The organism is Streptomyces sp. NPDC041200 (assembly GCF_055591805.1).
This window is the reverse complement of record NZ_JBVIZF010000001.1, coordinates 189,161-201,985: the sequence shown is the minus strand read 5'-3', so window position 1 is coordinate 201,985 and position 12,825 is coordinate 189,161. Positions and strand designations below refer to the sequence as shown.

Sequence of the window (12,825 nt, the reverse complement as noted above, 5' to 3'; positions counted from 1 at the left end):
CCGGCCCACAGGGGCCCGCTTCAGGCCGGTTCGGCGGCCTTCGCCCTGGCGAGGGCCACGTCCAGGACGACCAGCAGGGCGTCGCGTACCGAGCCCGTCTCGCGGGCGTCGAAGACGGTGAGCGGGACGTGCTCGGAGACGTCCAGCGCCCAGCGGACCTCGTCCAGGTCGTGCTCCACCTCGCCGTCGAAGGCGTTGACCGCGACGGCGAAGGGGATGTCCTTGTGCTCGAAGTAGTCGACGGCCGCGTAGCAGTCGTCCAAGCGGCGGGTGTCCACGATGACGAGGCCGCCGAGGGCGCCTTGGACCACGTCGTCCCACATGAAGCCGAACCGGTCCTGGCCCGGCGTGCCGAACAGGTAGAGCTTGAGGGTCGGGTCGATGGTGATGACGCCGAAGTCCATGGCGACCGTGGTGGTGGTCTTGCCGGGGGTGTGGGTGAGGTCGTCCACGCCCGCCGCGACCTCCGTGATGGCGGCCTCCGTGGTCAGCGGGCGGATCTCGGAGATGGCGCCCACGGCCGTGGTCTTGCCGACTCCGAAGCCGCCCGCGATGACCAGCTTGACCGGCAGCGGAGGTCGTTCGGGCTCAGCTGCTGTCGCGGAGTGTGCCCCGTGAGTCGGGGACGGCACGGAGACCATCGATAACCCTTCGCAGTACGGAGATGTCCTGGACTGTCCTGGCGTCCGGAACGTGGACCGCCAGGTGTCCGGCGGTGCACAGGTCCTCCGCCAGGACCCGGACCACGTTGAGGTGCAGCCGGAGGCGGGCGGACAGTTCCGCCACCGACTGCGGGCGTCGGCAGGCGGCGACGATGTCGCGGCGTTCGAAGGCGAGTGTGCGGAGGGCGGAGAGCCCGTCCGACGTCGCCACGACCTGCGCCTCGACCGGGAGCGGGGGTGCGGTGCCGCCGCCCGCCACCCGGCCCGCGGTCAGCAGGAACGGCCGGATCGCGGAGGCGCGGGGGGCGGGTTCCAGGTCCGGGTCCGGTTCCGGGCTCGGATTCATGGCCGCGCTGTCCGGCTCGTCCGGCCCGTCCGGCTCATCCGGCTCGGGCCGTTCTGGTTCACCGGTGTCCATCACACGCCCCCCTTCTGCATGCCCGCAACGCGTCAGATGATGGAGGGGGCGCCGGCGCTCTTCTTCAGCTCCAGTACGAGCTGGGGGGTGAGCGCGGCCCCGGCCCGGTTGGCGAAGAGGGTCATCTCGTAGGCGATGTTGCCGAGCTTCGCCTCCTTCGACGTCACCACGCCGAGCACCGCGCCGCAGCCGATGGCCGAGACCAGCACATGGCCGCCCTCCAGGTCGATGATGACCTTGTTGAGGCCGCCCAGGCCGTAGTTGCCGGAGGCCCCGGCGGCCAGGCTCGTGACGCCCGAGACGATCGCGGCGAGCCGCTCGGAGTCGGCCTGTTCGCGCAGCTCGGATACGGCGATCAGCAGGCCGTCGGAGGACACGGCGATGGCGTCGACGACACCGGCGGTGTCGGTGGCGAACCGGTCGAGCAGCCAGGTGAAGTCGGCCGCGGCTGCTCGCAGATCGGTGGGTTCCTGCCCAGCGGGACTGCTCTTACCTGTCGGCGTGGTCACTGCCCGACTCCTTCCGGGGTTGCTGATGCGGCAATGGCGTGGGTTCGGTCGGGGTGGTGGCACTGTCCTGCTGTGCCCTGCGTACGGCGGCCTCGAACTCGTCGAGTTCCGACCGGACGGCATCGGCGTCGACGGGCGGGCGGACGTCCCCGATGCCCCGGTCCGGCGAGGCCGGGGGCGTGGTCTTGTCGAGCGTCGCGCCCCGCACCCGCCGTCGCAGCGGGCGGGAGGTGGACGCGGCGGGCGGCTTCTCCGCGGAGGACGACGAATTCCGGTCGGTGGCCGGTTCCGGCGTGGTGGGTGATTCCTGTGCGGCGGAAGCGTCCGCAGCGGTCTCCTGGGGCGTTCGCTCCGCGCCCTTGCGGTTCGGGATCCGCCGGGGCAGGCCGCCGGGCTGCGCGGGGGCCGCCGAGCCCTGTTCGGGCGCGAGCGGGGACGCGGGCGGGGTGGCGGGCGTCCGTACGGGCAGCGGCGTGGCCCGGGCCGGGGCGACCGGCGCGACCGGCGCGGACGCCGCCGGGGTACGGGCCAAATCCGTGACCGGGGGCGGCCCGGAGGGGTCCGTGGGGCTCGCCGTCATCAGCAGCGCGTCCGGAATCCACACCGTGGCGGTGACCCCGCCACCCGGCGTACGGCTCAGGGTGACCCGGACACCCCAGCGCCGGGCGAGGCTGCCGACGACGAACAGGCCGAGCACCTTGGTGGGGACGAGGTCGAGCCGTTCGCGGCGGATGAGCCGGGCGTTCTCCTCTTCGAGGCGTTCCGCGCCCATGCCCAGACCGTGGTCGATGACCTCGATCAGCGCGCCGCCGTCCGCCGTGATGTCGGTGCCGGGCCGGACGACGACCTCGACGGGGGTGTCGGACGGGGAGAACGCGACCGCGTTCTCCAGCAGTTCGGCGACCATCAGCGTCAAGTCACCGATGATGTCGGGCGCGACCGTGACCTCGGTTTCGGAGCGCAGCGACACCCGCTGGAAGCCCTCGATGCGGCCGAGGCTCGCCCGGATGACGTTGGCGAGGGCGGTCGGCTGGGCGTCCAGCTCGGCTTCCCGGATCCCGGCGAGCAGCATCAGGCTGTCGGCGTTGCGCTGGAGGCGTACGGCGATGTGGTCGATGCGGTAGAGCCGCTCCAGGACGTCGGGAGCGGTCTCCTCGCGTTCGACGGCGTCGATCAGGGTGAGCTGGCGGGTGGTGAGGTTGCTGACCCGGCGGCCGACGTTGCCGAACATCTCGCCGACGTTGCGGCGGCTGAGCACCTGCCTCTCCAGCAGCGCCGCGGCGGTGACCTGGACCTGGTTGAACGCCTCGGCCAGGTCGCCGATCTCGTCGCGCACGGGGACGGGGATGGGCCGCGGCCGCAGCGGGGTGCTGTCGGCCGACTCGTCGTCCTCGTCCTCGACGCGGGCCAGTTCCTCGCCCGCCACCTCGACGACCTGGTGCGCGGCACCGGTCAGGGCCGCGAGGGGGCGCACGACCGAGCGGCGGACCAGGAAGGAGAAGCCGAGCCAGACGGCGAAGCCGAGGACGGCGAGGCCGAGCAGGGCCACCGCCTTGTGCAGGGCGTCCCGGGAGAGGCTGTCGGCGTGGGCGGCGATCTGCCCGGTCAGGGAGCGGGTGACGTCGAGGCGGTCCTCGGCCTGCCGGGTGCCCGCGGCGATGGAGGTGCGCAGTTGCCGCGGCGACTGGCCCTGGAGGGAGCCCGGGTCGATCTGCAGCTCGGCGAACTTGGCGGTGAAGCCGTTCTCCTCGGCGCTGCGCTCGATGCCGTCCAGGCGCAGGACCTGGTCCGGGTCGGCGATTCTGCCGAACCGTTCCTTCTGCTCCTGGAAGATCCGGTGGGCACCGGCCGCGCGGGTGTACTCGGTGAGCGGGTTGGCGTCCTGGGTCTGGGCCGAGAACACGCCGCTCTCGAACGCCGCGTGGGCGGCGTCGGCGCGCAGCACCGTGTCGAGCAGCTCGACCACCGAGGACGAGGAGGAGCCGGAGAGCCGGTCGAGCCCGATGCCGTCGATCAGGTAGCCGACCGCGTTGGCGTACGCGGGGTCGATACCGGCGGCGGGGACCGAGCCACGCTCGACCTTGTCGCGCAGCACGCCGAGGCCACGGACGTACTCCAGGGCCCGCCGCTCCTCCCGCGCGAGCCCCGAGCCGAACGCGGAACGCACGGCGGTGGTCTGCTCGTCGGTGGCCCGCTGCGTCCGGCGGTAGTCGACGGTCGACGGCAGCTGCGCGCCGGGCCGGGCCGACTCCTGCTGCACGGCCAGCAGCAGCGCCTGCCGGTGCTCGGCCTGGATGTCGTTGATCAGCCGCGTGACCTGCTCGCTGTCGCGCACCAGTTGCGCGGTCCGGTCGGCGTCCCGGGCCTGCCCCACTTGGTCGTACGCGCCGACGCCCAGCAGCACGCCGACGACCACGACGGGCACGACGACCAGGACGTTGAGCTTGCGCCGGAACGGCCACCGGTCGAGGGCGTCGCCGCGCAGGAGTGCGTACGCCCCGCGACGGAACCGGGGGCCCCGCGGGGCGCGCCCGGACGGGTCCGGATCGCGTCGCGGCGCCTCTGTGTCCACCGACACCCGGGCCTCCTTCGATGTGCTCATGAGCGGTGACCGAGGTGTCGTTGTTGCCGACCGCCGACGACGGGGAGCGTGGCGCCGGCGACGTCCAGCGCCCTCGTAGCGAGCGACCAGAGCGACTGGATTGCGCCACACGTCCAACCGGCCGTGAACACTACCGTGTGTGCGCACGCTGGCAAGACATCCACCGACAACGGTTACCGAAGATCCACGGTTGTCGGGTTTAGGCCATTGCCCCGTCGCTTTCCGCTCGCTCCCGGGGGCTGCCCGGCGGGGCGCCGCCACCCGTAATCTGTCTGCTCCCACCCCCGGCCCCACCCCGGCCCCGAACCGTCTGTGCCCCGCGAGGAGACCCGTGCACGCCACCCGCAAGTCGGTCCTGACAGCCGCCGCGCTCCTGGCCGTGGCCACCACCGGCTGCGAACCCGGATCCGGCACCGCCGCCACGCATCCGCGCCCCGCCGAGCCCGGCTGCCCCGCCACCCTCGCCAAGGCCAAGCGGGCGGTCGCCAAGGCGGAGGACGTCGACGCGCCGTGGAAGGGCCCCACCAGCGGGCCGACGGCCCGGCGCGGCAAGAGCATCGTCTTCATCGCGCAGACCCTCACCAACCCCGGGGTCGCCGGAGTCGCCCAGGGCGTGCAAGAATCCGCCAAGATCCTCGGCTGGAAGGCCCGCACCATCAACGGCCAGGGCACGCCGAGCGGCATCCGCTCCGCGTTCAAGGAGGCCCTCGACCTCAAGCCGGACGGCATCGTCATCGGCGGCTTCGACCCCGAAGTCGCCGCGAGCGAGGCCAAGGAGGCCAAGGCGGCGGGCATTCCGCTGATCGGCTGGCACGCCACCGACGCCCCCGGCCCCAGTGAACAGCCGGAGCTGTTCAGCAACATCACCTCCCGGGTCGAGGACGTCGCGAAGATCAGCGCCGACTGGATGATCGCCCGGTCGAACGGCCGCGCGGGGGTCGTCCTGTTCACCGACGCCACGGTGCCGTTCGCGAAGCGCAAGTCGGACCTGATCAAGAAGGAGCTGGCCACCTGCTCCGACGTCAAGCTGCTGAGCTACCAGAACATCCCCATCCCCGACGCCAACCGCCGCGCCATCGGGGCGGTCCGCTCGCTGCTCTCCCGCTTCGGCGACAAGTGGACGTACTCCGCCGCCATCAACGACCTGTACTTCGGCCACACCGCCCCCGCCCTGCGCGCCGCGGGCAAGGACGGCGCGGGCGCCCCGTACACCATCGGCGCCGGTGACGGCGATCCGTCGGCCTTCGAGCGCATCAACGGCAAGCAGTACCAGGCCGCCACCGTGCCCGAGCCGCTGTCCGAGCAGGGCTGGCAGATCGTCGACGAGTTCAACCGCGCCTTCGCGGACAGGCCCGCCAGCGGCTACGTCACCCCCGTCCACGTCACCACCGCCGCCAACAGCGGCGGCGCCCTGTCCTGGGACTCCGAGGGATACCGTCAGGCATACCGCCAGATCTGGGGCCGCTGAGCCGCCGTTCCGGGCACTCTACGGTCCGTACTACGGTCCGGCGCATGGACTGGATCGAACGGGTCGGCAATCTGCGGCAGTGGGCGAACAACGGGGTGCGCGCCCCGCACAAGCCACTGCTGATGCTGTACGCCCTGGGGCGGTTCCAGCAGGGCCCCGACCAGGCGCTCCGCTACTCGGACATCGAGCGGGACCTGAAGGAGCTGCTGCGGGACTACGGACCGCCCCACGACACCTCGCCCTCATATCCCTTCCACCACCTGACCAATGACGGGGTGTGGGACGTCCGCACGGCCGACGGCGGCTCCAGTCCCGGTTCGGGGGTGGGGCAGTTGCGGGCGAGCGGTGCGGAGGGGCGGCTGGTGGCGGGGCTGCGGTCCGCGCTGGTCACGGAGCCGGAGCTGCTGGGGCGGCTGGCGCACGTCCTCCTGGAGACCCACTTCCCGCCCTCGCTCCACGCCGACATCGCCACCGCGGTCGGGCTGGACCTGGAGTCGGCGGACGGCGCGGTGCGGGCGACCGTGACGGTGCGCGACCGGCGGCGCGCGGCCGAGCTGCGGCGGGAGGTGCTGATCGCGTACGAGTACCGGTGCGCGTTCTGCGGGTTCGACGGGGCGATGGGACGGGTGCCGGTGGGGTTGGAGGCCGCGCACGTGCGGTGGTGGGCCTTCCGGGGCGCGGACGACCTCTCCAACGCGCTGTGCCTGTGCTCCCTGCACCACAAGCTGTTCGACCGAGGGGTGCTGGGGCTGGACGGCGGGCGGCGCGTCATCGTCTCCCGGGAGTTCACCGGCCGCGGTGAGGCGGCCCGGACGCAGGTGCTCGACCTGGTGGACCGGCCGCTGACCGGGCCGCAGGGCGGCAGTGCCCCGGTCTCGGCGGAGAACGTCGACTGGCATGCGAAGCAGGTCTTCCGTGGCAAGGCGCGGGTGGCATAGGGGGGTTGAGGCGGGCACGGGGTGAAGGCCCGGCGTTTCGGCATTGATCGGTCTTGAGAGAATCGTTCCCATGCACCGCTCCCCCGCCGCGCGCTCGCGGTCCGCCGTCGCGTTGGTCCTCACCGCCCTGGCCATCGCGGCGCTGCCCGCGTGCGGTTCCTCCGCGGACAAGGGAGCGCCCGAGGTGAAGCTGCCGCCCAAGGGCGCCGACTGGGACTACCAGATCGGGGGCGCCTACCCACCGCCCAAGGGCGTCGAGATCGTGGCCCGCGACCGCGCGGACGAACCGGCGCCCGGCGTCTACAACGTCTGTTACGTCAACGCCTTCCAGACCCAGCCGGACGAGAAGTGGCCGTCCCGGCTGCTGCTGCACGACGCTGAGGGCGAGGTCGTGGAGGACCCCGAGTGGGACGGGGAGTCGGTGCTCGACATCACCACGGAGGCGAAGCGCGAGGAGGCGGCCGAGAAGGTCGGGGCGTGGTTCGAGGAGTGTGCCGACAAGGGGTTCGACGCCGTCGAGCCCGACAATCTCGACACCTTCACCCGCTGGCCCGACCTGCTGACCGCCGACCAGGCCACGGCGTACGTCTCCCTGCTCGCGCGGCGCGCCCACGACCTGGGGCTCGCGATCGCGCAGAAGAACACCGGGCCGCTCGCCCCGCGCCGCGCGCGGACGGGTCTGGACTTCGCGGTCGTCGAAGAGTGCGGCCGCTACGACGAGTGCGAGGCGTTCGCGAAGCCGTTCCGCAACCGGGTGGTCGTCGTCGAGTACGAGGACAAGGGGATGGCGAAGGCCTGCGACGGTTTCGCCGACCGGCTGTCCGTCGTACGCCGCGACGTGGACGTCTCCACGCCGGACGACGACGCGTACGTCCGCGGCGTCTGCTGACGGCGGATCTGCCGCGGGCAGAGAAACCTCCCCCGGCGGCGCCCACGGGCCGACAGTGAAGTGACCGCGGCGAAGTCCGCCGCGGGTCACCACGGTCACCCCTGGGAGGCCCGATGCGAGCACCCCTTTCCCCGCACAGCCCGCGCGCCGAGGAGGGCGATACGCCGCCCTCACGCTTCGACGACCACCTGGCCGCGCAGCTCCTCACCCAGCGGATCGTCTTCCTCGGCACCCAGGTCGACGAGGTCTCCGCGAACCGGGTCTGCGCCCAGCTGCTCCTGCTGTCGGCGGAGGACCCGCGGACCGACATCAGCCTCTACATCAACAGCCCGGGCGGCTCGGTGACGGCCGGGCTGGCGATCTACGACACGATGCGGCTGATCCCCAACGACGTCGCGACCCTCGCCATGGGCTTCGCGGCGAGCATGGGGCAGTTCCTGCTCACGGTCGGGACGGCGGGCAAGCGGTACGCGCTGCCCAACGCGCGGATCATGATGCACCAGCCGTCGGCGGGCATCGGCGGAACGACCGCCGACATCGCGATCCAGGCCGAGAACCTGGAGTTCACCAAGCGGGCCATCGAGCGCATCACCGCCGAGCACACCGGCCAGAGCGAGGAGACGATCTCCCGCGACGGCGACCGGGACCGGTGGTTCACGGCCGAACAGGCCAAGGAATACGGAATGGTCGACCACATCGTGGAGTCGCTGAGCGATGTGCGGCCGGGCGCCCCGCGACGGCGGATGGGGATCTGAGGACATGAGCCAGTACACGATTCCGACCGTCGTCGAACGCACCACGCAGGGCGAGCGCGCGTACGACATCTACAGCAAGCTGCTCTCGGAGCGCATCATCTTCCTGGGCACGGAGATCGACGACGGGGTCGCCAACGTCGTCATCGCGCAACTGCTCCACCTGGAGTCGTCCAGCCCGGAGCAGGAGATCGCGATCTACCTCAACTCACCGGGCGGCTCGTACACCTCGCTCATGGCGATCTACGACACGATGACCTTCGTGACCGCGCCGATCTCGACGTTCTGCGTCGGCCAGGCGGCCTCGACCGCGGCGGTGCTGCTGGCCGGGGGCGACCCCGGGCGGCGGTTCGTCCTCGAACACTCCCGGGTGCTGCTCGGCCAGCCCGCGACCGGCGGGACGCGCGGCACGGTGTCGGACCTCAGCCTTCAGGCCAAGGAGATGCTGCGCATCCGCGCCCAGGTCGAAGAGGTGCTGTCCCGGCACACCCCGCACGACGTGGCGACGCTGCGCGCGGACATGGACCGCGACAAGGTGTTCACGGCGCGGGAGGCGGTGGCGTACGGGCTGGCCGACGAGGTGCTGTCGAGGCGGCTGGTCCGCGCCGCCTGATGTCGTGACCGGCCGTCCGGGTGAGGGGCGCCCCGTGTCCGGACGGCCAGTCAAATTTCTTTGAACTTCCGGTCATCGCTCATCCTGAATTGCGCTTGCAGCCTTGATTTGAACGTCTCATGCGACTTTAGGAGTCATGGATGAGCAAGATTGAGCAGACCGTCGAGATACCCCACCTGGGCGGGTCGACCGTCGGATACACCTTCGCCAAGCCGTACGACCCCGCGCTCCCGACGCTCGTCCTCATCAACTCGTACACCACCTCGGCCGAGCTGTACCGGCCGCAGTTCGCCGACCCGGCGCTCGGGTCCGCGGTCAACCTGCTCGCCCTGGAGCCCTACGGGCACGGCCGTACGAGGGCCACCTACCCGCACTTCACCTTCTGGGACAGCGCGATCGCGAACCTGCAGGTCCTGGAGGCCCTCGGGATCCGCGAGGCCTTCGTGCTGGGTACCTCGCAAGGCGGCTGGGTGGCGGTCCGCATGGCGCTGCTCGCCCCGGACGTCGTGAAGGGCGTCATGGCGCTCGGCACGTCGATGGACTACGAGAGCCAGCGCAGCCGCGACCTGGGGTGCTGGGACGGGGTCGCGTTCAACACGCCGGTCGTCGACGCCTTCGCCGAGCCGGTCGACGAGGACTGGGTCGTGCCGGACCAGTTCGTGGACGACGTGTTCGACGCGGCCCTGGGCGGCGTCTCGGGCGAGGAGCGCGAGCTGTGGATCGCCGCCTACCGCGCCAACTACGCCGGTGACGCCGGGCGCCACCGGCTGCGCCTCAGCACGGTGAACCTGCGCGACCGCGACGGGCTCCACGGCAGGCTCGACGAGGTCCGCTGCCCCGTCCTGTGGCTGCACGGCACCGCGGACCAGGTGTATTCCGTGGCGAACGCCCAAGAGGAGATCGGGATGTTCACCCACTCCCCCGAGGCGCGCCTGGAAATCATCGAGGGCGGGCAGCACTTCCTGAGCGCCTCGCACCCCGAGGAGGTCGACTCCGCGGCGATCGATTTCGTGAAGCGCTGGAGCTGACCTCGAACGGAAGGTCCGCCGGACACCCCCTAGGCAGCGAGCCGCAGACGGGCCTCGCCCTGATGTGACGTCAGCCGCGCCTGCGGGGCGGTGGCGGCGGTCCTGACCGCCCGCGCCCCCGACAGCCGGATGATGTCGCGGTGGGCCAGCGCGAGCAGATCGGCCAGCCCGAGACCGAGGGCGCGAGCGGCGGCCGCGAGGACTTCGGATGAAGCCTCCTTGCGGCCCCGCTCCAGCTCGGAGAGGTACGGCATCGAGATCCGCGCGGCCTCGGCCACGTCCTTGAGCGTCCGCCGCTGCGCCAGCCGCTCCCGCCGCAGCACGTCCCCGACGACGTCCCGCCAGAGGGGTTCCCGGTCGGCGGGGACGGGCCGCAGGGGGATGACGCGCGCTGGCTTCGGCTCGTGGCTGCTCATCCCCTCAGCGTAGAAGCGCCCCGCCCGCCCGTCAGCCGAGTCCGCTCTGCCTGTGGCGAAACGCCCCTTGACGGCGCGCCGCCGACCGCGTGTCGAGAGGATCACGCCCCCGCACACGTCCTGGGGACACGCCCGCACGGCGTCCTGATCGCACCATGGACCGGTGCGCGGGTCGTGGGCGATGCTGGGCCGCACCCCGGCCGCCACCCTCAGGGAGCTGCATGTTCACCACCCGGCCCACCCTCCAGGGCACCTACGGCATGGTGTCGTCCACGCACTGGCTGGCCTCGCAGTCCGCCATGGCCGTCCTGGAGGACGGCGGCAACGCCTTCGACGCGGCCGTCGCCGCCGGGTTCGTCCTGCACGTCGTCGAGCCGCACCTGAACGGGCCCGCCGGTGAGGTGCCGGTCATCCTCGCCCCGGCGGGCTCCCCGCCCACCGTGCTGTGCGGGCAGGGCCCGGCGCCCGCCGGAGCCACCATCGGCCACTACACCGGCCTCGGCCTCGACCTGGTGCCCGGCACCGGCCCGCTGGCCGCGGCGGTCCCCGGCGCCTTCGACGCCTGGATGCTGCTGCTGCGCGACCACGGGACGCGGCACCTCGCCGAGGTGCTGCGGTACGCGATCGGGTACGCCGAACACGGCCATCCCGCGGTCGAGCGGATCGGCGAGACGGTCGAGACCGTACGGGAGCTGTTCGAGACGGAGTGGACGACCTCCGCCGAGCTGTATCTGCCGGGCGGCCGGTCGCCCGCCGCCGGGCGGCTGCTCACCAACCCCGCGCTGGCCGCCACCTGGCGGCGGCTCATCACCGAGGCGGAGGCGGCCGGTCCGGGGCGGGAGGCGCAGATCGAGGCGGCCCGCCGGGTGTGGCGCGAGGGCTTCATCGCCGAGGAACTGGCCGCCGCCGCGGCCCGGCCCGCCATGGACTCCTCCGGGGAACGCCACGCGGGCACGCTCACCGGCGACGACCTGGCCAGGTTCGCGGCCACGTACGAGGACCCCGTCCAGTACACCTGGAACGGCTGGACGGTCTGCAAGGCCGGGCCGTGGACCCAGGGGCCGGTCTTCCTCCAGCAACTCGCCCTGCTGCCGGACGGGCTGACCGCCGCCGACCTGGGCACGCCCGACGCTCTGCACACCCTCATCGAGGGCAGCAAGCTGGCCATGGCCGACCGGGAGGCCTGGTACGGGGACGCCGACGCGGATGTACCGCTCGCCGATCTGCTCTCCCGCCCGTACAACGACGCGCGGCGGGCGCTGGTGGGCGAGCACGCCTCGTACGAGCTGCGCCCGGGGCACCCCGGCGGCCGCGAACCCCGGCTGAGCAGGCAGGCGCTGGCCGCCGCCGCCCGCGCGGCGACCGGGGCCACCGGGCCGGTCGCCGCGCCAGGAAGCGGGGAGCCGACGGTCGGCGGCGCGCCAACGGTCGGGGGCGAACCGGCCGTCGGGGGCGAACCGGCCGTCGGCGCCGATGGCGCCACCCGGGGCGACACCTGCCACCTCGATGTCGTCGACCGCTGGGGCAACATGGTCGCCGCCACCCCCAGCGGGGGCTGGCTGCAGTCCAACCCGGTCATCCCCGCGCTCGGCTTCCCGCTCGGCACCCGGCTCCAGATGGCCTGGCTGGACCCCGGCCTGCCAGGCTCCCTGGCCCCAGGCCGCCGCCCGCGCACCACCCTCACCCCGTCGCTCGCGCTGCGCGGCGACACCCCGGTCCTCGCCTTCGGCACCCCGGGCGGCGACCAGCAGGACCAGTGGAGCCTGCACTTCTTCGTGAGCGTCGCGCTGCGCGGCGCGGCCGTACGCTCCGGGCTCGACCTCCAGGGCGCGATCGACGCCCCCAACTGGCACCAGGAGAGCTTCCCCGGCTCCTTCCACCCCCGCGCGATGACGGCGGGCCGGGTGGTCGTGGAGTCGCGCATCGGCGAGCCCGCGGTGGCGGAACTGCGGCGGCGCGGCCACGACGTGGTGGTGGGCGGGCCGTGGTCGGAGGGGCGGCTGTGCGCGGTGGCGCGCGACCCGGAGACGGGGCTGCTGCTGGCCGGGGCCAACCCGCGCGGCGCCCAGGGTTACGCGGTGGGCCGCTGAGCCGCGTCGGCTTGGTCCGCTCCGTACCCGGGGGCGTCCGCCGCGAGGAGCTTGGCGACGCGCTCGGCCGGGTCGTAGTCCGGGCCCACGCCCTCCACGAGGATCACGTTCCCGTCGATGTGGTCCGTCCGCAGCGGCAGGATGTCCTGGTACGCGGGCGACGCGTACCACTCCCGGGCCTGCCCCAGGTCCGGGAACTCGATCAGGACCACGCTCCCCGGCCACTCCCCCTCCACGACGTCCGTCCGGCCGCCGTGGATGACGAACCGGCCGTGGAAGGGGTCGAGGGTCGGCTGGATGCGCTCCAGGTACGTGATGATGTCCGGGTGCGGGGCGCGGTCTCGCAGGTGGGCCAGGGCGTAAGCGGGCACGGTTCCTCCCGGGTGCGCGGCGGCTGTCGTGGGACCGCCGGTGTGGCACCACCCTCGCGCGGCCCGGGG

The 12,825-nt window shown here is 72.7% G+C and carries 13 protein-coding genes; 7 read left to right on the top strand and 6 right to left on the bottom strand.

The window, feature by feature from the left end:
• Positions 1-20: 20 nt before the first annotated feature.
• The 4 genes from ACZ6CL_RS00990 to ACZ6CL_RS00975 all read right to left on the bottom strand — a co-directional run bounded on the left by ACZ6CL_RS00990 (position 21) and on the right by ACZ6CL_RS00975 (position 4,191).
• The gene (locus ACZ6CL_RS00990) at positions 21-641 is read right to left on the bottom strand and encodes a GTP-binding protein (RefSeq protein ID WP_468929502.1); all 621 of its coding nucleotides are present in this window, start codon (positions 639-641) and stop codon (positions 21-23) included.
• Entirely contained in the window at positions 589-1,008 is a 420-nt protein-coding gene (locus tag ACZ6CL_RS00985) for a DUF742 domain-containing protein (protein ID WP_468931206.1), read from the bottom strand. The genes ACZ6CL_RS00990 and ACZ6CL_RS00985 overlap by 53 nt, the downstream gene beginning before the upstream one ends.
• A 104-nt stretch (positions 1,009-1,112) precedes the next feature.
• A complete protein-coding gene (locus ACZ6CL_RS00980) occupies positions 1,113-1,589 on the bottom strand; it encodes a roadblock/LC7 domain-containing protein (protein ID WP_468929499.1) in 477 nt (158 codons plus the stop codon).
• Positions 1,570-4,191, bottom strand: coding sequence for a sensor histidine kinase (locus tag ACZ6CL_RS00975; protein WP_468929497.1), 2,622 nt, complete (start codon positions 4,189-4,191; stop codon positions 1,570-1,572). The genes ACZ6CL_RS00980 and ACZ6CL_RS00975 overlap by 20 nt, the downstream gene beginning before the upstream one ends.
• Positions 4,192-4,522: 331 nt before the next feature.
• On the opposite strand from ACZ6CL_RS00975, the gene ACZ6CL_RS00970 reads away from it, so the two are divergent.
• From ACZ6CL_RS00970 to ACZ6CL_RS00945, 6 genes are all read left to right on the top strand, one after another.
• The gene (locus ACZ6CL_RS00970) at positions 4,523-5,659 is read left to right on the top strand and encodes a substrate-binding domain-containing protein (RefSeq protein ID WP_468929494.1); all 1,137 of its coding nucleotides are present in this window, start codon (positions 4,523-4,525) and stop codon (positions 5,657-5,659) included.
• 44 nt (positions 5,660-5,703) lie between these two features.
• On the top strand, positions 5,704-6,597 hold the full coding sequence (locus tag ACZ6CL_RS00965) for a phosphorothioated DNA-binding restriction endonuclease (RefSeq protein ID WP_468929492.1): 894 nt from the start codon (positions 5,704-5,706) through the stop codon (positions 6,595-6,597).
• Between the two features lie 70 nt (positions 6,598-6,667).
• Complete coding sequence (locus ACZ6CL_RS00960) at positions 6,668-7,486, top strand: endo alpha-1,4 polygalactosaminidase (RefSeq protein ID WP_468929490.1); 819 nt, start codon at positions 6,668-6,670, stop codon at positions 7,484-7,486.
• A gap of 113 nt (positions 7,487-7,599) precedes the next feature.
• The gene (locus ACZ6CL_RS00955) at positions 7,600-8,241 is read left to right on the top strand and encodes an ATP-dependent Clp protease proteolytic subunit (RefSeq protein WP_468929488.1); all 642 of its coding nucleotides are present in this window, start codon (positions 7,600-7,602) and stop codon (positions 8,239-8,241) included.
• 4 nt (positions 8,242-8,245) lie between these two features.
• Entirely contained in the window at positions 8,246-8,851 is a 606-nt protein-coding gene (locus ACZ6CL_RS00950; RefSeq protein ID WP_468929486.1) for a ClpP family protease, read from the top strand.
• Positions 8,852-8,991: 140 nt separating this feature from the next.
• A complete protein-coding gene (locus ACZ6CL_RS00945; RefSeq protein ID WP_468929483.1) occupies positions 8,992-9,879 on the top strand; it encodes an alpha/beta fold hydrolase in 888 nt (295 codons plus the stop codon).
• Between the two features lie 29 nt (positions 9,880-9,908).
• Here the strand turns inward: ACZ6CL_RS00945 and ACZ6CL_RS00940 are convergent, their stop codons facing one another.
• Positions 9,909-10,295: a helix-turn-helix domain-containing protein gene (locus tag ACZ6CL_RS00940; RefSeq protein ID WP_468929481.1), complete on the bottom strand. Its 387-nt coding sequence runs from the start codon at positions 10,293-10,295 to the stop codon at positions 9,909-9,911.
• 221 nt (positions 10,296-10,516) lie between these two features.
• Between ACZ6CL_RS00940 and ACZ6CL_RS00935 the strand changes: the two genes are divergently transcribed.
• Entirely contained in the window at positions 10,517-12,385 is a 1,869-nt protein-coding gene (locus tag ACZ6CL_RS00935; RefSeq protein ID WP_468929479.1) for a gamma-glutamyltransferase family protein, read from the top strand.
• On the opposite strand, the gene ACZ6CL_RS00930 is transcribed toward ACZ6CL_RS00935, so the two are convergent.
• A complete protein-coding gene (locus ACZ6CL_RS00930) occupies positions 12,367-12,756 on the bottom strand; it encodes a DUF1330 domain-containing protein (RefSeq protein ID WP_468929476.1) in 390 nt (129 codons plus the stop codon). The two genes, ACZ6CL_RS00935 and ACZ6CL_RS00930, sit on opposite strands and share 19 nt — an antisense overlap.
• Positions 12,757-12,825 lie beyond the last annotated feature (69 nt).

What these genes read in the sequence shown, in the direction of transcription:
- ACZ6CL_RS00950 (WP_468929486.1), top strand. Translation starts at nt 8,246, where the DNA reads ATGAGCCAGTACACGATTCCGACCGTCGTCGAACGCACCACGCAGGGC.
- ACZ6CL_RS00985 (WP_468931206.1), bottom strand. Translation starts at nt 1,008, where the DNA reads ATGAATCCGAGCCCGGAACCGGACCCGGACCTGGAACCCGCCCCCCGC.
- ACZ6CL_RS00960 (WP_468929490.1), top strand. Translation starts at nt 6,668, where the DNA reads ATGCACCGCTCCCCCGCCGCGCGCTCGCGGTCCGCCGTCGCGTTGGTC.
- ACZ6CL_RS00955 (WP_468929488.1), top strand. Translation starts at nt 7,600, where the DNA reads ATGCGAGCACCCCTTTCCCCGCACAGCCCGCGCGCCGAGGAGGGCGAT.
- ACZ6CL_RS00965 (WP_468929492.1), top strand. Translation starts at nt 5,704, where the DNA reads ATGGACTGGATCGAACGGGTCGGCAATCTGCGGCAGTGGGCGAACAAC.
- ACZ6CL_RS00935 (WP_468929479.1), top strand. Translation starts at nt 10,517, where the DNA reads ATGTTCACCACCCGGCCCACCCTCCAGGGCACCTACGGCATGGTGTCG.
- ACZ6CL_RS00945 (WP_468929483.1), top strand. Translation starts at nt 8,992, where the DNA reads ATGAGCAAGATTGAGCAGACCGTCGAGATACCCCACCTGGGCGGGTCG.
- ACZ6CL_RS00940 (WP_468929481.1), bottom strand. Translation starts at nt 10,295, where the DNA reads ATGAGCAGCCACGAGCCGAAGCCAGCGCGCGTCATCCCCCTGCGGCCC.
- ACZ6CL_RS00990 (WP_468929502.1), bottom strand. Translation starts at nt 641, where the DNA reads ATGGTCTCCGTGCCGTCCCCGACTCACGGGGCACACTCCGCGACAGCA.
- ACZ6CL_RS00975 (WP_468929497.1), bottom strand. Translation starts at nt 4,191, where the DNA reads ATGAGCACATCGAAGGAGGCCCGGGTGTCGGTGGACACAGAGGCGCCG.